At 55.4% G+C, this 17,642-nt stretch carries 15 protein-coding genes; 4 read left to right on the top strand and 11 right to left on the bottom strand.

Features of this window, described 5'->3' with window-relative positions:
* Nucleotides 1-9: 9 nt before the first annotated feature.
* The gene (locus H8K03_14840; GenBank protein UVT19076.1) at nucleotides 10-651 is read right to left on the bottom strand and encodes a LysM peptidoglycan-binding domain-containing protein; all 642 of its coding nucleotides are present in this window, start codon (nucleotides 649-651) and stop codon (nucleotides 10-12) included.
* A gap of 229 nt (nucleotides 652-880) precedes the next feature.
* On the opposite strand from H8K03_14840, the gene ligA reads away from it, so the two are divergent.
* Nucleotides 881-2,941, top strand: a complete 2,061-nt coding sequence (gene ligA, locus H8K03_14835; protein ID UVT19075.1) for an NAD-dependent DNA ligase LigA — start codon at nucleotides 881-883, stop codon at nucleotides 2,939-2,941.
* Between the two features lie 2 nt (nucleotides 2,942-2,943).
* On the opposite strand, the gene H8K03_14830 is transcribed toward ligA, so the two are convergent.
* From H8K03_14830 to H8K03_14800, 7 genes are all read right to left on the bottom strand, one after another.
* On the bottom strand, nucleotides 2,944-4,212 hold the full coding sequence (locus H8K03_14830; protein UVT19074.1) for an HlyC/CorC family transporter: 1,269 nt from the start codon (nucleotides 4,210-4,212) through the stop codon (nucleotides 2,944-2,946).
* 264 nt (nucleotides 4,213-4,476) lie between these two features.
* Nucleotides 4,477-5,157, bottom strand: coding sequence for a septal ring lytic transglycosylase RlpA family protein (locus tag H8K03_14825; protein ID UVT19073.1), 681 nt, complete (start codon nucleotides 5,155-5,157; stop codon nucleotides 4,477-4,479).
* 3 nt (nucleotides 5,158-5,160) lie between these two features.
* Nucleotides 5,161-5,571 carry a hypothetical protein gene (locus H8K03_14820; GenBank protein ID UVT19072.1) on the bottom strand — a complete coding sequence of 137 codons (411 nt, stop codon included), beginning with the start codon at nucleotides 5,569-5,571 and terminating at the stop codon, nucleotides 5,161-5,163.
* A gap of 246 nt (nucleotides 5,572-5,817) precedes the next feature.
* Complete coding sequence (locus H8K03_14815) at nucleotides 5,818-9,360, bottom strand: vitamin B12-dependent ribonucleotide reductase (GenBank protein ID UVT19071.1); 3,543 nt, start codon at nucleotides 9,358-9,360, stop codon at nucleotides 5,818-5,820.
* A gap of 267 nt (nucleotides 9,361-9,627) precedes the next feature.
* The gene (locus H8K03_14810; GenBank protein ID UVT19070.1) at nucleotides 9,628-9,999 is read right to left on the bottom strand and encodes a DUF4359 domain-containing protein; all 372 of its coding nucleotides are present in this window, start codon (nucleotides 9,997-9,999) and stop codon (nucleotides 9,628-9,630) included.
* 69 nt (nucleotides 10,000-10,068) lie between these two features.
* Nucleotides 10,069-11,379, bottom strand: coding sequence for an MFS transporter (locus tag H8K03_14805; GenBank protein ID UVT19069.1), 1,311 nt, complete (start codon nucleotides 11,377-11,379; stop codon nucleotides 10,069-10,071).
* A 299-nt stretch (nucleotides 11,380-11,678) separates the two neighbouring features.
* Nucleotides 11,679-12,062, bottom strand: coding sequence for a hypothetical protein (locus H8K03_14800; protein UVT22495.1), 384 nt, complete (start codon nucleotides 12,060-12,062; stop codon nucleotides 11,679-11,681).
* A 140-nt stretch (nucleotides 12,063-12,202) separates the two neighbouring features.
* On the opposite strand from H8K03_14800, the gene mtaB reads away from it, so the two are divergent.
* Together mtaB and miaB are read left to right on the top strand one after the other, a co-directional pair.
* A complete protein-coding gene (mtaB, locus tag H8K03_14795) occupies nucleotides 12,203-13,537 on the top strand; it encodes a tRNA (N(6)-L-threonylcarbamoyladenosine(37)-C(2))-methylthiotransferase MtaB (GenBank protein UVT19068.1) in 1,335 nt (444 codons plus the stop codon).
* Entirely contained in the window at nucleotides 13,534-14,865 is a 1,332-nt protein-coding gene (miaB, locus tag H8K03_14790; GenBank protein UVT19067.1) for a tRNA (N6-isopentenyl adenosine(37)-C2)-methylthiotransferase MiaB, read from the top strand. Before mtaB ends, miaB begins: the two co-directional genes overlap by 4 nt.
* 357 nt (nucleotides 14,866-15,222) lie before the next feature.
* Here miaB and H8K03_14785 read toward each other — a convergent pair whose 3' ends face one another.
* Nucleotides 15,223-15,465, bottom strand: coding sequence for a hypothetical protein (locus H8K03_14785; GenBank protein ID UVT19066.1), 243 nt, complete (start codon nucleotides 15,463-15,465; stop codon nucleotides 15,223-15,225).
* Between the two features lie 53 nt (nucleotides 15,466-15,518).
* Here H8K03_14785 and H8K03_14780 point away from each other — a divergent pair, with 53 nt between their 5' ends.
* Nucleotides 15,519-16,508 carry a hypothetical protein gene (locus H8K03_14780; GenBank protein UVT19065.1) on the top strand — a complete coding sequence of 330 codons (990 nt, stop codon included), beginning with the start codon at nucleotides 15,519-15,521 and terminating at the stop codon, nucleotides 16,506-16,508.
* Nucleotides 16,509-16,519: 11 nt separating this feature from the next.
* Here H8K03_14780 and H8K03_14775 read toward each other — a convergent pair whose 3' ends face one another.
* On the bottom strand, nucleotides 16,520-17,236 hold the full coding sequence (locus H8K03_14775; protein ID UVT19064.1) for a ribonuclease H-like domain-containing protein: 717 nt from the start codon (nucleotides 17,234-17,236) through the stop codon (nucleotides 16,520-16,522).
* Nucleotides 17,233-17,640, bottom strand: coding sequence for a (deoxy)nucleoside triphosphate pyrophosphohydrolase (locus H8K03_14770; GenBank protein ID UVT22494.1), 408 nt, complete (start codon nucleotides 17,638-17,640; stop codon nucleotides 17,233-17,235). The genes H8K03_14775 and H8K03_14770 overlap by 4 nt, the downstream gene beginning before the upstream one ends.
* Between the last annotated feature and the right edge of the window lie 2 nt (nucleotides 17,641-17,642).

The following is a 17,642-nucleotide window of genomic DNA, read 5'->3' as shown; positions in this document are numbered from 1 at the left end:
GTGTTCCGGCTACTCAGTTCCCACCAGGAGTTTCTGGCCTACTTCGATGATGTCATCTGGGAGCTTATTCAGCTTCCTCAACTTATCGACCTCAATTCCATAGCGCCGACCGATCCCGAAGAGGGTTTCTCCGGGTTTCACCACATGCACCGTCCCGTCTGCTTTCGATGCAGCATGCGTCTCGGCCGCGGTCGGCATTCCTTTGAGCACGGCGTCGTTTTCACCCGCCTCACCGGAAGAATCCTTTGCTGATTCGGCTTTCTTCTGTTTGACGGCGGGGGAATGGCCTTTCCGCCGCATGTCCTCCAAGGCTTTCCGTTCGAGTAACGTCGCTTCCCTAATGGCTTCTGCCTCTTCCTGGAGGCGCCCCATCTGCTCTCGTGCCACCTGCACTTGCCCGGACAGCTCACGGTTCCTCGCCTCGAATTCAGCCAGTTCGAGCTTGGTGCGTTTGACTTCACTGTCCAGTTCAGCCGTCCGCTTTTCTTCCTGCGCCAGGAGACGCTGAAAGTTCAAACTTCGCGCCTTTTCGGCGTTGTATTTTTCTTCCAGGACGACACATCCACTTAGCAGCAACCCACTACAGAGCAGTATCCCTGATAGGACGATCTTCCTTGTATGTTCACAGCCTTGCTGCTCTTCCTTCTGCATACATCCTCCTTTGCCCAAGTGCTCCGCGGACCTCCGACCAGCCGAAGAGACGCTTAGAATAGTGGCCACTGAGAGGAAAGTCAAAGCAGGCCAAGCCTTGGTGGTTTGACCGTTTCCGTAACGCTGTGCTACGGTCAGCACAGTTCAAGCCTCTCCTCACCCACATGCCAAACGTCATCTGTCATCGCATGCCAGGTGTGATCACCGAGGCTTCACATCGTTAAGGGCGATGCGACAGGATTCACTCGATAACGACTCATTGTCCTCTTCGAAAGCCCCTCGCGCCCAACAAGAGCGACATACTCTACTCAAAAGCCAAATCAGGCACCACGACTACCTGTATTACGTCAAGGACCAGCCCGAGATTTCAGATGGAGCGTATGACCGGTTGTTCCGGGAATTGGTCCAACTCGAACAGGCATACCCAGAACTGATCTCATCCGATTCTCCTACCCAGCGTGTCGGTGCCCCTCCGTTGGATGCGCTCGGCAAGATCCAGCATGTGAAACCCATGTTGAGCCTCGATTCCTTGGTCGATTCGAAAGAAGTGCTGGCCTTCGACCAGCGGATGAAACGCGAGCTGGAAACAGACCGGATCGAGTATACGGTCGAACCGAAATTCGACGGTCTCTCTGTGGAATTGGTCTACGAACAGGGAAGGTTTGTTCGGGGCTCAACTCGAGGCGATGGAAGTGTCGGTGAGGATATCACCATCAATCTGCGCACCATTCGATCATTGCCGCTGCAATTACAGAGTGACACACATCCTGATCACCTGGCCGTGCGGGGTGAAGTCTACATGCGCCTTGCAGACTTCCATGCGCTTAACCGCCGAATAACGGAACGGGGGGACGACGCCTTCGCGAACCCGCGCAACGCCGCCGCCGGTTCTCTTAGGCAGCTGGACTCGAGCATCACAGCCGAACGCCCCCTCGTGGTGACCTGCTACGAGATGATGGCCATCGACGGAACACCACCCTCGTCGCATTGGGACGAATTGGACGCATTGGTTTCTTGGGGTCTTCCGATTCCTTCTCTTCGCCGGCGTTGCGAAACGATCGAGGACGTCATGGCGTTTCACCATGAGATCGAAGGGCAGCGTGACGACCTTCTCTATGAAATCGACGGCGTCGTCGTCAAAGTCAACCGGCGCAGCTGGCAAGAGCAGCTCGGCATGAAGTCCAGAAGCCCCCGCTGGGCAATCGCCTACAAATTCGCCCCTCGAAAGGAAGTCACGAAAGTTCATAAGATCATCGTCTCAGTCGGAAGGACCGGCACCTTGACGCCGCTTGCGCTGCTGAATCCGGTCGAAGTTGGCGGTGTCACGATCAGCCGAGCCACCCTGCACAATGCAGACGAGGTGGCTCGAAAAGACGTGCGCGACGGGGACACAGTCAAAGTCGAGCGCGCCGGCGACGTCATCCCGGCCATTACTGAACGCGTGCCGGTACCGGAAGAATCGAGAGCGGCACCGTTTGCCATGCCGAACCACTGCCCCGTGTGCGGCTCAGCGGTCGCTCGAGAGGGCGCGTATTTCTACTGCACCGGGCAAGCCGTCTGCCCGGCCCAGTTGAAAGGAGCCGTCGAACACTTTGCCTCGAAGTCCGCCCTGAACATCGAAGGTCTCGGCAAGAAGACCGTTGCTCAATTAGTCGATCAAGGACTCGTCAAGGATCTGTCAGACATTTATCGACTCGATCAGGAGCAACTCTTGAAGCTCGAAGGGTTTGCCGAGCGGTCTTCCACCTTGCTCCTTGACGCTATCGCACGAAGCAAAACCGTGTCCCTCGACCGGTTCTTGATGGGCTTGGGCATCCGCCAAGTCGGGCAGCACATCGCAAAGGTGCTTGCCCGCGAATTTGGATCCCTTGATGCCATCATGTCGGCCGATCAAGATCGGCTTCAGGCAGTCCATGAGATCGGACCGGAAATCTCGGCGAGTTTGGTCGCCTATTTTCAAGAAAGTGCGAACCAACGGGTTATCGATCAACTGCGAATGCTGGGGCTTTCGATCCTGGATACCCCTATATCCCGCAGCGCCGCGGCGTTGCCTTTCTCGGGACAGAGCTTCGTGTTCACCGGCGGATTGGCGAGGTGGACGAGGGAAGAGGCCAAGGCTCTTGTCGAAGAGCGTGGCGGTACAGTCTCCTCCAGCGTCAGCAGAAAGACAGCCTATGTAGTGGCAGGCATAGACCCGGGATCGAAACTCGATCAGGCTCAGAAATTGGGAGTGAAGATCCTCAATGAGGAGGGATTCGGAGACTTAATCCGTGGATCGGGCAACACATAGGGTCATACGGGAGCCTCGACCGGCACCGCCACCTTCTCTTCCTTGAAAATATGCACGCTCCGTATTGAGCGCGGGTCGGCCTCGTGGACGACCAAGCGACAATTCTCGATGCGGAGTTCTTCTCCGGCTGCAGGGATTCGGCCGAGATTCTCTTGGATCAGCCCTCCGATAGTCAGGGCTTCATCTCCTCCAAGGTCGACCTTCAGGAAGTCGTTCACTTTCCGCACTTCTGTCCTTCCATGGACCAGGATTTGGCTTTTCCCAATCCGCTTGATGAGTTCTTCCGTGATATCCGTTTCATCGACAATTTCGCCGACGACCTCTTCCAGCAGATCCTCGAGGGTCACAAGCCCCATGACGCCCCCGAATTCATTTACCACGACTCCCATGTGGCGCTTGTCCTGCTGAAACTGCTTCATCAAATCATCCGCTGTTTTGCCTCCTGGGACAAAGAGCGGAGGATGAGCGATATCCCGCAGACGCACTTCCGCCCGCCCTTTGGCCAGCTCGGTGAGTGCCTTGGTTTTGTAGAGAATGCCCGTGATGTTATCGAGCGTTCCATCGTAGAGCGGAATTCTGGAGTACTTCGAATTGTACAACAGCTCCTCTGCTTCCTTGAGCCGAAGGTTTCCGTCGAGCGCAAAGACATAAATGCGGGGCGTCATCGCGTCTTCCGCCGTAATGTCCTTTAATTGAAACACGTTCTTGATCATCTTGACTTCTTCGGATTCCAGCTCTCCGGCCTTGCCGCCCTGGTCCAGCATGATTTTCAACTCTTCCTCTGTCACCAATGGATGAGTCAGCCCCTTCCCTCCTGTCAATTTGTAGATCAGCGGCACCATCAAGAAAAGAATCGGCTTCAACATCACTTGGACCCAATAGACTGGGTAGGCCAAGTTGAGAGTGACAGGTACTGAAAATTTGGCAGCCAGAGTCTTAGGGACCACGTCCACGGATACTAGGAGCACAAAGGTCAAGATGCCGACCATCACCGCAATGGCTTCTTCAAAAACGCTCTTCCCTCCATATGTATTCAACGTGATAAAAGTGGCGAACATTGGGATGGCTGTGCTGACCAGGCGATCGCCCACCAGAATGGTCGAGAAGAGCTTTTGTGGGTCGCTCCGCAGTTGAACGGCTTTTTCTGCCCGTTTGCTCCCGTTTTGAGCCAATGCTTTCAGGCGAGTTTCATTGACCGAGAAGAAGCCGATCTCGGCAGTGGAAATAATGGCGGATAACCCTATCAATCCCAAAAGGATGAGGATGTCCATCACAGCAGTATATTAGGGACGTTGAACTACTATGGCTGGCTTGATGAGAAGCCGGGCGTCTCCCAGAGGATACCCCTTGGTCGACCCTTCAGAGGAGCATACGATCAGGATAACCGAACCGCTTAGAATAGGATTCACAGTGGATACATCTATCACAGGGACCGAGTACAGGCAAGCAATTCAAAAAATGTTGCTGGAAAATCAATCAGTTCTAAATAGACGACCTGGCTGGCTTGCTGACAACGACACCCGTCCCTTCCCTGCCTAGCCATCATCCCGCACCACAAACGACTGCAGACCAAATGTACGATCGACACGAGTCGAAGCCGCCTGAGCCTCCGACTCAGACAGGAAGCGGCCGATTTGAACTCGGTAACGGCGCCCTTCCGGAAGATCGACCTGAATGATGCGCCCATCGGCAAAATCTCGTTGGACCTGTAAGAACAGTGCCTGCGCGTTCTGCAGATCAGCGAATGCCCCGATTTGAAGCCGTAATACCCCCATCCCTTCAGGTCGGCCATTATAGCCCACAACTCGAAGCTCGATCTGATCGGTTCCATTACCGATCATCCCGAGAGCCTCAGCACCCGCCAAGGACAAGTCCAAGATTCGCCCCCTCGCGAAAGGCCCCCGATCGTTAATCCTAACCGTGATATGGCGACCCGAGGTCAATGAATGAACAACTGCGACGGATCCCAACGGCAGCGTCCGATGAGCAGCGGTCAGCTTGTGCATGTCGTACCGATCCCCGTTGGCCGTCTTATTTCCATGAAAACCGGGGCCATACCATGAAGCCATCCCTCGCTCGACAAATCCAACAGGATATCCGGGAAATTGATCGGCACGACGGGAAGGCGTGGTGCATCCCTGGGAGACGAGGACCCCCAAGAGACCGACCACGACGATGAATCTAGAAGCAGTTCTCGCGAGCGGCTCCAGCCGCATGGATCAAAACTCGTCGAGCGATTGATTGCGGAGAATGGTCAGGGCTTTGTCGGTCTTGGACACGGTCAGGACCACGATCGCCCGCTTTCCTTCCCGTGAAGGCGTACAATAGCCGCACTTGATGTTGATCCGGCTCTTCGTTAGGAGATCGGCCACCTTTCTCAACGCGCCAGGCTTGTTTTCGAGGCTGAGTACGAGAGCGGTCTCCTCGCGGAACTTAATCTTCGCCGCCTTCAGAGCCGCGCGAGCCCCATCGAGATCGGCAACGAGCAGACGCAACTTACCCGTTCCCATGACCTCAGGAGCGGAGAACGCCTTAATATTGACTCCTGCTTCACCGAGGACCGCCGTCACCCTCGAAAGAGCACCCGGCTTACTCTGCTCGCTGATGACAAGCTGCGTCGTTGTCGGCATATCAATACTCCTTGTGGCTCTCCGTCGTCAGGGCTGTTTCCGTCTCGCTGAACGAGACACTCGCAACGGAGACCATGCCCCGCGATGATGACGTACGGTCAGAAACGACGCCGGTCTCTGGCAACGCGTGCTCGGCCTCAACCGCCACAATAAAAAGACTTCAGCGCTCGACAGACTTTGCAGGAACCGCCGTTTTCTACACCAGACACATGATGACGGCCGCTTGCTCTGCATCTTCAACCCCTCTTATGAACATCCGCTCGTCGCGCCGCACGTGACACATTTGAGGCAGGTGCCGTTCCGGACCATGGTGAACTGCTTGCATTCGGGACAGGGATCGCCTTCATAGCCCTTGATCCTGGCATCTTTGGCATTTTGAATCTCTGTCAGTGTCAGCGTTTCCCTAGTGATCTCGACCTGCCGAGCAACACTATGCCCATGCCCATTTCCATGCCCATGTCCTTTTCCCCCGTTCCGACGGATCGGAAGATGTTCCGTCAGGACGGACGATTTGGCCAGTGCATCGAGGTCCGCCACTTCTTCGGAACATTCGGGGTCCATATCGTCTTTTTTCATCGAATCCATGCGCAGATCTTCTTCCTTCACCTGCGCTAGGTCATAACGTTCGAGATACGTGACGGCCAATTCACGGAAAATGTAATCGATGATGGACGTCGACATTTTGATTCGATCGTTCAATTTCACGGGACCGTTCGGCTCAAACCTGGTAAAGACAAACGCCTCGACAAATTCTTCCAGCGGCACGCCATGCTGGAGCCCAAGAGAAATGGCGATCGCGAAGCAATTCATGAGGCTTCTGAATGCCGCCCCCTCCTTATGCATGTCCAAAAAGATTTCCCCGACCGTCCCATCATCATACTCGCCGGTTCGTAGATAGAGCTTATGTCCTCCGACTATGGCCTTTTGCGTGTACCCATTGCGTCTGCTCGGCAACGGGCGCCGCTTGGCGAGATAGCGAAACATCACCCGTTCGGTAACTTTCTCCGCCATCTCCAAGACACTAGGGGCGGCCTCCACGGCCTTTCCACTATCGGTCGAAGCGCTCAACGGTTGGCTAAGCTTGGACCCGTCACGATACAGCGCCACTGCTTTGACCATGCTTTTCCAGGCAAGCAAATAGGCCGACTTGACGTCATCAAGCGTGGCATCGGCCGGCATGTTGATGGTCTTGCTGATCGCGCCGCTGATGAAGGGTTGCGCCGCAGCCATCATGCGGATATGCGCATCGACGGCGATGGAGCGTTGTCCGATTCGACCGCATCGATTGGCACAGTCGAATACCGCCAGGTGCTCGGCCTTCAAGTGCGGCGCTCCTTCCACCGTCATCGTCCCGGAACAGAAATCGTTTGCAGCCGCAATTTCTTCCTGCGTGAAGCCGAGCGCCTTCAGCATATTGAAGTTCGTCTCATTCAGCTGCGCCTCAGTCAGACCGAGTTTCTCGGCGCAAAACGCTTCTCCCAGCGTAAATTTATTGAAGGCGAACTGAATTTCGAACGCTTGTGCCAAGCTGCGCTCCAGACGATCCAAGGCTGCGTCGTCGAATCCCTTCTGGCGCAGAGTATCGTGATTGACGAAAGGTGCTCCCTTGAGCGTCTGATTACCGACACAGTAGCGGATGACATCCTGCACCTGCTGGTCTGTATATCCGAGGTTGCTCAGAGCAATCGGCAGGCTTTGATTGATGATCTTAAAATACCCTCCACCGGCCAGCTTCTTAAACTTCACCAGAGCAAAGTCCGGCTCAATGCCGGTGGTATCACAATCCATGACCAACCCAATCGTGCCGGTTGGAGCGATCACGGTCACCTGTGCGTTGCGGTACCCATAGGCTGACCCGAGTTCAAGCGCATGGTCCCAGGCTCGTCTGGCAGCGATGAGCATGTCCGGAGGACAATGATCGGGGCGGATTCCCTCCGGAACGACCGTGAGACCTTCATACTCGGTACGCGACACCTGGTACGCCGCCCGTCGGTGATTGCGAATGACCCGCAGCATGTGTTCTCGATTTTTTGCGTACCCCGGGAACGGCGACAACTCGGCTGCCATTTCAGCCGAGGCGCTGTACGCCTCTCCGGTCATAATGGAAGTGATGGCCCCGCAGATCGCCAGAGCTTTCGGCGAATCATACGGGATCCCTTGTCGCATCAGGACCGTGCCCAGATTCGCATAGCCCAACCCAAGCGTCCGGAACTGATAGCTTTTTTCGGCTATCGATCGGCTTGGGAAGGAAGCCATCAGCACGCTGATCTCCAACGCGACGGTCCACAACCGAACGGCATGTCGGAAATGCTCCAGTTCGAATTGCCCATCGGCAGTGTAGAACTTCGTGAGATTGAGGGAGGCGAGGTTACAAGCCGTATCGTCCAAAAACATGTATTCAGAACAAGGATTCGAGGCGTTGATGCGGCCATCCTCCGGACAGGTGTGCCACTCGTTGATGATGGTATCGTATTGCGTCCCGGGATCGGCGCAAATCCATGCCGCCCAAGCGACCCGGTCCCATAGCTCTCTCGCCTTGATGGTCTTACAGACCTTGCCGTTCGTTCGGCGTTTGAGTTGCCAGTCCCCGTCTACTTCGAGCGCAGCAAAAAACTCATTCGGAATTCTGACACTGTTGTTCGAATTTTGCCCGGAGACCGTCTGATAGGCCTTCCCATCCCAATTGGTATCGTACTCATGAAACACGAAATGCGTGAAACCCTGCTGCGCGTAGGAAAACATTCGTTGGATATACGGCTCGGGCACCATATCGCGACGGGCCGACGTCAGAGCGTCACGCAAGACCGGATTCGTCTTGTGATCGAGATCCAGCCTCAACGCACCCTGGCCATCGACCGTATGACAGGCTTTCAGCACGGCATTGAGACGCTGGGCACAAATCTTTGAACCCGTTACCATCGCGGCAACTTTTTGCTCTTCGACGACTTTCCAATCGATGAATTCCTCGATGTCCGGGTGATCGAGATCTAAACAGACCATCTTGGCGGCGCGGCGCGTGGTCCCCCCCGACTTGATCGCCCCGGCGGCTCGATCTCCAATTTTGAGAAACGACATGAGACCCGAAGACCGCCCACCGCCTGAAAGTCCTTCTCCATCCCCCCGGAGTTTCGAGAAGTTCGTCCCGGTCCCGGAACCATATTTGAATAACCGAGCCTCCCGAACCCAGAGATCCATAATCCCGTTTTCATTCACGAGATCGTCCTCAATCGACTGAATGAAACAGGCATGAGGTTGAGGATGTTCGAACGCATTGGTGGCTTTCACCACCTCGCGGGTCTTGGGGTCGACGTAATAATGTCCTTGCGCCGGTCCCGACAACCCATAGGCATAATGAAGGCCGGTGTTGAACCATTGGGGAGAATTCGGCGCCGCCATTTGGTGCGCCAGCATGTAACACATCTCATCGTGGAAAGAGTCGGCATCTTCCGGCGACTTGAAATACCCGTAAGACTTGCCCCAATGAGTCCAGCATCCCGCCATGCGCTCAAAAACCTGACGGGCGTCCCGCTCTCCACCCCGAACCGGCTCACCGTCCGAACCGACAAGCGGCTGACCGTTCTGGTCGCGCTGTGGAACGCCGGCCTTCCGGAAATACTTTTGAGCCAATATATCGATAGCCAACTGAGTCCATGACTCGGGAACATCGATATTCTCGAGCTTGAAGACAGTGGACCCATCAGGGTTCCGGATCTCCGACGACCGTTTGACGAACGCCAGACCATCGTAAGGGCTCATTCCTCGACAGGTGAATCTTCGTTCAATTCTCACGGTGGCCCTCCTCAAAGAGGAAAAGGATAATGTTATTCAGCGGCATGTGGGTTATGACCTTCATTTCTGATGAGGATGACTACATATAGCGACCATGAATTTTTGTCAATACCAAATATTGTGTGTGTACTGGGGAATGAGAGGAAAGCCTGTGGATAGTCTCAATGCGAATATTCAAGCCGATCCGAGTGGTTCATCAAGGAGGTTATCCACAGAAATGACCCATGGAATTAGGGCCCAGCAAATTACCCGGGCCATTTTTCTCTCTTAAAAGGCCATTCGCCCAATTTTCAGCGTCACTTCCTCGACACCATGGAGAGGAATGAATTGACCGCCAAGACCGAGAACCACAACGTGTGTATCTGCCACATCCGTCTCATACCGGCTAAGAAACCACCAGTTGTGTCTTGCGGTATTCGGCCGAACAACTGACTCTAGAAGTTTCTTGCTTTGTGACTGAAACATCTGCCGAATGAATTGCTGTTCTCGAGTCGGTGTACGCTGATCCATTCGGTCCACCGCTTTGCCGAGTTCCTGTTCAATAAAGCGCAAATAGTCGTCCATGGTGGGATTCGACCATGCCAGACCGACCGCGCCGGTCAGTGCCACGACCAGCATGCTCAAACGAAGAAGGCTCATAAGGCTCTGAACCTTTATTTCCAATGCAATCCGATGACGGCCAAACCAGCCTGATTTGGCAGCTAACTGTCAGCCGATCAGCTTGCCCTGACTGCGTTCACCTGGTCCTTGTGAGTCGGGGTCCATGACGGATGTTCGTGGGAGGGCCGGTTGTTCCGGATCGAGAACCCGTCGGATCCGCCAGACGGCCCAGAGACCCGGTAGAGCCGCCACCACAGTCAAGACAAAAAACTGCGTCCATCCGACCAAGGCAACGACATCCGCTGATGGGCGGCCGGCAAATACCCTTCCCAACGCTTCCAATGAAGACAGCAGCGCGAACTGAGTGGCCGTATACCGCGGATCACAGAGCGACATGACCAATGCCACGAACGCTGCAGTTCCCATCCCTCCTGTCACATTTTCGATCACGACTGCCGCTGTCAGTACCGTCGCATTTTTTCCTGCCAATGCCAATGCGACAAATCCGAGGTTTGAGACAGCCTGCAATACACCGAAGAGCAACAGCGACCGCACGAGTCCGGACCTGGTCATCAAGAGCCCGCCGAAAAAAGCGCCCAGCAATGTGGCAAAAACACCTAACCCCTTCACGGCACCGACATCCGTCGCGGAAAAGCCAAGCCCACCTATTAGAAAGGCGGTCTGGAGTGTAGATGCAAAGGCATCTCCAAGCTTGTAGAGGATAATCACGGCCAAGAAGCCCCACGCATGGGGCCGGGTGAAGAATTCAGCGAGAGGCGCGCCGACGGCTTCTTTCAGGCTCTTCGGGGCATCGGCAACAAGTGTGGGAGCCGGGCTGACCAAGACGATAACCATTCCCGCCAGCATGACGACAGCCATCGCGAGATACGTCATCTGCCATCCAATATAATCGGCAAGCACCAACGCGCCGGCCCCGGAGGCCAACAGTGCAATACGATACCCGTTCACCCACACCGCCGCACCCAATCCACGCTCGTGAGGACGGAGAGTTTCCGTGCGATAGGCGTCAAAGACGATATCCAACGAAGCGGCAAGAAATGCGACCAGCAGCGCATACGCCGCCAGCCAGCCAGGATGAATTCGCGGATTGGTGGCGGCCATGAGCCCGAGGCCGACTGCAACGCAGAGTTGCGTCAACACCATCCATCCACGGCGCCGACCTAACCAGGGAGGAACCACCCGATCCATCACGGGAGCCCAAAGGAATTTGAGGGTATAGGGAAGTCCGACCAGCGTGAAAATACCGATGGTCTTGAGATCGACTCCCTCGACCGTCAGCCAGGCCTGCAACGTACCGGACGTGAGCGCAAGCGGAAGGCCGGACGCAAAACCCAGCGGCAGCATCACCAATATGCGCCGATTCATGAGACCGGTCAGGTCGAAGGATCCGTGTTTCATGGGAACTCACTCGTACGAACGTCGGCTGAGTTGGACGTACCCACAGGCATAGCGGCCGAGGCGATGTTCAGCTGCAACGCAGAATACCATCGCCTCCCGGTGCGGCTCAGCAGAATCACAAAACATGCGGGAGCGGCCTCACCCGAAAGGACCGAGGCGGCCTTGCAAGAGTCCCCAGACTGTTCAAAAAGGCCTTCCAGCGAGGCCGCAACGAGCGAAGAGGCGACGCGTACTCGGTCCCGTACGTTGAGCCTCTGAGCGACGTGAGAACAAAGCTGGAGGACTTTTTCAACAGCCTGTTAACAGGGCTGGCCGTTAAACAGACAGGGCTTGTACCGTGAGATATCGAAATCCGTATTTTCCTGATAGACCTTTTCGTTACCGTTGACCCCGTCCTGCTCCGGATCGTTCCACATGGTGTGATTCCACCAATAGAACAGAGGGTGGGCTTCGGTCTGGTAGACAGGATTGCCGTAACTGCTGCGGGAGTACTCCTGAACCAACCGGGCGGTCACATAGTCGATCTGGCCATTGCCGCTGAGTGAATACAGCATGATGAAAAGCCGCGCCTCGTGGTCATACAGTTCATCGACACGAGTGCTGAGATCGGGCTCCTCGGGCAGAGAATCTTTGCTCCACCCCGGCGAAGGCGGGCTCCACAGCAGCCAGGCAACAACCCACATGAGAGTAAGCAGGCGCACGATCGTCACGTTCAGCCTGGGGTCGAGCGTATCTCCGGCAACCAACGAACGGCATCAATGACGTCGGGGTAACATCCAATCTTGCCGGGACACACTTCATCTCCCTATAATGATGCCCTCCTATGAATATCCGTGCATCACTTCATACGCTCGGCTGCCGCCTGAATCAAGCCGAAACATCGATCCTGGGCGAAGGTCTGCGGCACAAGGGTTTTCAGCTCGTGGACTTCGGTCAACCGACCGACCTCCTCGTGCTCAATACTTGTGCGGTTACGGAAGACGCGGAACGAACCTCGCGATACCTGATTCGCAAAACCCTGAAACACTCTCCCCATGCCTTCATCGCCGTGACCGGCTGTTACGCTCAAACGGGAATGGAGACCCTTAAGCAGCAAGCAGGAATCGATCTCATCGTAGGCCACCAATTCAAACTCGACTTGCCTGCCTATCTCCCTCCCGCCCATGAGTTACGGAAGCGTTCCGTCGTGGAGATTCATCATACAAGAACGATGTCGCGGGAAAACTTTGATCTCCCGCACTTCGCAGAACCTGACTCCACCCGTGCGCTACTCAAAATACAGGACGGTTGCAGCGCGATGTGCAGCTTCTGCATTATTCCGTTTGCGCGGGGGCACGAGCGCAGTAGAACATTCGACGACATCCTCCATGAAGTCGAATCCTTAACGGCTGGAGGATACCGGGAGATCGTGCTGACCGGAGTGAATATCGGGCAGTATTCGCACAACGGCTTGGACTTTTGCGGGTTACTGCGGCGACTCGATCGAGTCGCCGACCTCGAACGCATCCGCATCTCTTCGATTGAACCCACAACCGTCAGCGACGAATTACTCGAACTCCTCGCGTCATCGAAGAAATTCTGTCCGTACCTGCATATCCCTTTGCAAAGCGGAGACGACCAAGTCTTGCAGGCTATGAATCGACGCCATACGATCAAGACCTATCGTAGACTGATCGAAACGGCCGTCGCGATGATTCCAGATCTGGGCCTTGGAGCTGATCTCCTGGTCGGATTTCCCGGGGAGACAGAAGCGGCATTTCGGAATACGTTGGCCGCCGCAACAGACCTTCCCTTCTCCTATTTTCATGTATTCCCGTATTCATCTCGGCCGGGTACGGCCGCGATGCGCCTAAAACAACACGTGCCGACGGCCGCGGTAAAGAAACGGACAGGTATGCTCCTGGATCTGGATCGTGCCAAACGGCTCGCGTTTCACAATAGGCAAATTGGAAAGACGGTTTCGGTGTTATTTGAAGCGGGAGCACGAGAGTCGTATCGCGTCGGTACAACCCCGAACTTTACGAAGGTCGCGGTCATGGATTCCGAGGCTCTTCAGAATCGGATTCTACCCGTCACGATTTCCGCCGCGACAGACCGCTGTACGTTCGGCCATGTCGTCTATGCTCAACCGGCGAACTCCGCTCTGGCGGTCCTATGATGGTAAAGACCCTCCCCCAAGTGCACATCGAGACATTCGGCTGCCAGATGAACGAATCGGACAGCGAACTCGTTCGCTCGATGCTCAAACGGGAGGGCTTCGTTTTTACCGAAGACCGTGAGCGGGCCGACGTGGTGCTGGTCAATACCTGCGCTATTCGAGAGAACGCTCACAACAAGATCTACGCCCATCTTTCCGAGTTGAGGGCGCTGAAAAAACACCGTCCGCTCGTCGTCGGCGTCCTCGGATGCATGGCCCAAAACCTCAAGGCCGCCATGGCGGAGAAGGAACCCCTCATCGATGTGTTGGCCGGGCCGGACGCCTACCGGCACCTTCCGTCGCTGCTGACAACAGCCCTCGCTGCGCAAGAACAGGGACTGTCTCAAAAAGGATTCGCCCTTGAGCTGTCGGAGTATGAAACCTATGAAGGGATCATGCCGGACCGCGATAGCGGGGTGAATGCCTGGGTCACCGTGATGCGAGGCTGCGATAATTTTTGTTCCTTCTGTGTCGTTCCCTATACTAGAGGACGTGAACGCTCACGAGATCCGGAGTCCGTGCTGCGTGAAGCTCGTGATGCAGCCGTCAGAGGGTTCAGGCAAATCACGCTGCTCGGTCAGAACGTGAATTCCTACCGTCATGGAGAGTGGGACTTTGCCAAGCTCATCAGCGCCGTGGCAGACACGCCGGGCATCGAGCGAGTGCGATTTACCTCCCCTCATCCTAAAGACTTTCCCTCTGGACTGATCGAGGCCATCGCCGCGCATCCAAAAGTTTGCAAGCACATTCACCTGCCGCTTCAGGCAGGGAGCGATCGGATACTCGAACGGATGGGACGGACCTACACAGGAACCGAGTACCTGGCTCTGGTAGATCGCATTCGAAGCGCCATCCCCGATGTCGTGCTGACCACTGATATCATCTGCGGGTTCTGCTCAGAGTCGGACGAGGACTATCAAGCCACTTCTCGCATGGTGGAACAGGTCCAGTTCGATTCGGCCTATATCTTCAAATATTCCGAGCGGAAGCACACGATTGCGGCAAGGAAATACCCGGACGATATCCCCGATCACGTCAAGGGCATGCGCGTTGCCCAACTGGTGGAGATTCAACGCCGCATTACCTTGGGACGCAACCGACTGTACATCGGCACGGCTCTGGAAGTTTTGATCGAGGGTGACGCAACCCGTTCTTCTTCGCAAGGGATGGGAAAGACCGATGGGAATATCACGGTCGTATGGGACAAAGGTACCGGGCACTTTCGACCGGGCACTCTCATGACGAAACATATCTTTGATGCATCGGCTGCGACTCTCTATGGGGAATGACGGCTATCGCTCTCCAGACAGCGATCCTGCTGAGACGTGTGGCTGTACCTTCTGGGACAATTCTGGACGCGCAACGCTCGGAATGAACATTTTCTGACAGCCTCCCTGACTATCTTCTGACGCTTTTTCACCAATCATTTTCATCCCGCTTCAACGCAATCGTGATTATGACGGACTTCTTCCCCCCTCTCTCTCAAGCCGTCACACCACCGAATAATTAATCACTCACCGCTAACTCTATGATTATCAAAGTGCATTCTGTGTGAAACTTTACCAGTCGCCTCGATCTCTCGATCATATGATGCTGAGAAAAAACCTGCCCCTGCTGGATATCAATCCAGCTTCCATTATCCAAACTCAGAAGGCATGGACCTTGCTGAGCTTTTTATGTCCATCGATTTGATATCTAGGAAACTTGCCGTCCGTCATGAAGCCCGCGGATTCCAATTCAAAGCCTACTCCCAACTCTTCTGATTCCCGCATCACACTCGAAACGATCATTTCAGTCGGGGTAATCGGCTGGTTGGCTTTAGGGATGATACTGATGGGCCTCGGTATCTGGTAGTTCGCCTGAGCCACGGGAAGGTGCAGAGATTCCATCAAATTTCAGGATGAGCCTTCAGCGATCAAGATTACTCATCAGGAGACCCCACATGCGCGCATACTTCCACATCCACGGTTCCCGATATGTCGGCGCTTTGATGTCCCTGAGCCTGCTCGTGACCGGATGTTCGATGTTTTCCGGAGAGGCGAAGGTTCAGAAAAACGCGAAAGGATCGGTTTATCTCAAGGAAATCGCTGATTGGTCGTTTGAAGCCAGCCATCCGGTCACGATCGATCAGATGACCATGCTGAAAGTCATCAAAGGCGTCATGGCCGACGACGTCCTGAAAATGCCGGCCAACGCGCCCGCCAGTGGCAGCAAGCCGATGAGAGTATTCAGCGATGAAGACGCCGAGTTTCTTGCTCCCCTGCTAGCCCAAGGCTTATCGCAAGCCAAACCGGAGCAGATTGTCGGTTTTAAGGTGTCTCCATCGGCAGGGTCAGGCACTGAACCCACGGCGGGCACCCTCTATGTTCATAAAGGCTCGATCTACATGACCATTGCTGCTTCTCAGAATAGGAAGGCTTCGGGCTTCGTGCCAAGCTCTGCCGCTCGCCTTGAAAAGGCTCCTTCTTTCGTCGCGATGGGAAGCGGAGCCATGACGATGGTGATCGATCAGCAGGCTCTCGCCAAGGCGCCGATGCCGGGCTCACTCCCTGTAGCAGGGCTACCGAAACCCATGCCGGCTTCTGCCTCACCGGCCGCAATGCAGGTGCCGAGCGCTCCGGCCACGACAGCAACACCGCCGCAGGAAGCATCTATCGACACCCAGGATTCTTCGATGAACATCCCCGTTGATTCGGGGACTCCTCAATTGACCACCGATGAGCTGCTGAACAAGAAATTGGATGAACTCCGCGACGCGCGTGCGGCCAACAAGGCGAAGGATTCTGAGATCGCGATGCTGAAGAAAGAAGCCGCCTGGATGAAGCAAGAGCTTCGCCACCGGGCGGAAGAGATGAAAGCCATGAAGGCAAGCAAGACATCCAGCCGTCCGGCCCCGAAAAAGAAAGCAGCGGAAGCGCGCCCGATCCGCTGACAGCCGATCGATCAGCCGATGTCGTACAACTCAGGTTGCAGCAGAACGACTTCCCTGGACAGAGGCTGGCGAAAGTTCATGCGGCAGTAGCAGGCATACGTCACGTAGGTGTCTTGCAGACAGTACTCCGCAAGCTCGCGGCCCTGCCCCTTCTCCCACATTTCGGCGACCTGCTCTCCGCTGCCTGATTTTGTTTCCACCTGTAACGCTCGGGCCAAGACATCGAGCTTGACCCAACCCCTCGTATCCCAATTACTCCAGATCGCCATCGTGTCATAGACCGGTTCGGCACGGAATTTCGCCAGATTGATGTCGAGGCTGGGTTTCACTTGATTGATGATGGACCGCTTCCTAATGAAGGGGAGGTCAAAACCAAGCCCGTTATGCGTGATGAACAAGGTGGGACGGTCGTGGGCCAGTCTGGCCCAAAATTGCCGGAGCAGCTCACGTTCGTCCGCGCCAAACCAGGCAACGGCGCTACGAGCCTCCATCTGATCGGAAAATTCCAGCAGACCGATGCAAACGATGCGGCTGAATGTCCCATCGAACGCTGATTTGGCATACGACTCGTCCTCCGCGCGGCGCCGTTCTTCAGCAACTCCTGCTGCAAAGAGATCGTAACCCCCTTCCGCCGGTGGAGACCCCTCACTTGCCGACGATTTCCCCAATAGACGAGCCCATTCATTGCGGGGAGCCTGAACGGTTTCGATGTCGAGCACGACCTTCATTGTGAAGCTCCCAACGTTTCGCGCCGCAAGGCCTCGATAACCGCATAGTCCGCGGATGGGAACTTGAATTGTGTGAGCTCTTCGGGATGCACCCATCGGATTTCTTCGCAGCCGATGGGAACCGGCTCACCCTGTTCGATCGCGCAGCGAAAAAAATGCAACTCCACGATCTTGTCGGGATAGTCATGCCGAACGATCTGATACGGGATGGGGAGGTCGATGTGAATACGGAGTTCTTCGAGCAATTCCCGCTGCAAACACTCCGCGAGAGATTCGCCGCGTTCCCGTTTTCCTCCGGGAAACTCCCAGAAACCGGCCAGATGAACACCATGCTTTCGACGTGCGATCAAATAACGACCGTCCCGATGGATAAGTCCCGCCGCCACTTCAATGACTTGCACGATTT

Source organism: Nitrospira sp., assembly GCA_024760545.1.
Lineage (GTDB): Bacteria > Nitrospirota > Nitrospiria > Nitrospirales > Nitrospiraceae > Nitrospira_D.
The sequence above is the reverse complement of the archived record's forward strand: the minus strand, read 5'-3'. Positions and strand labels throughout refer to the sequence as shown.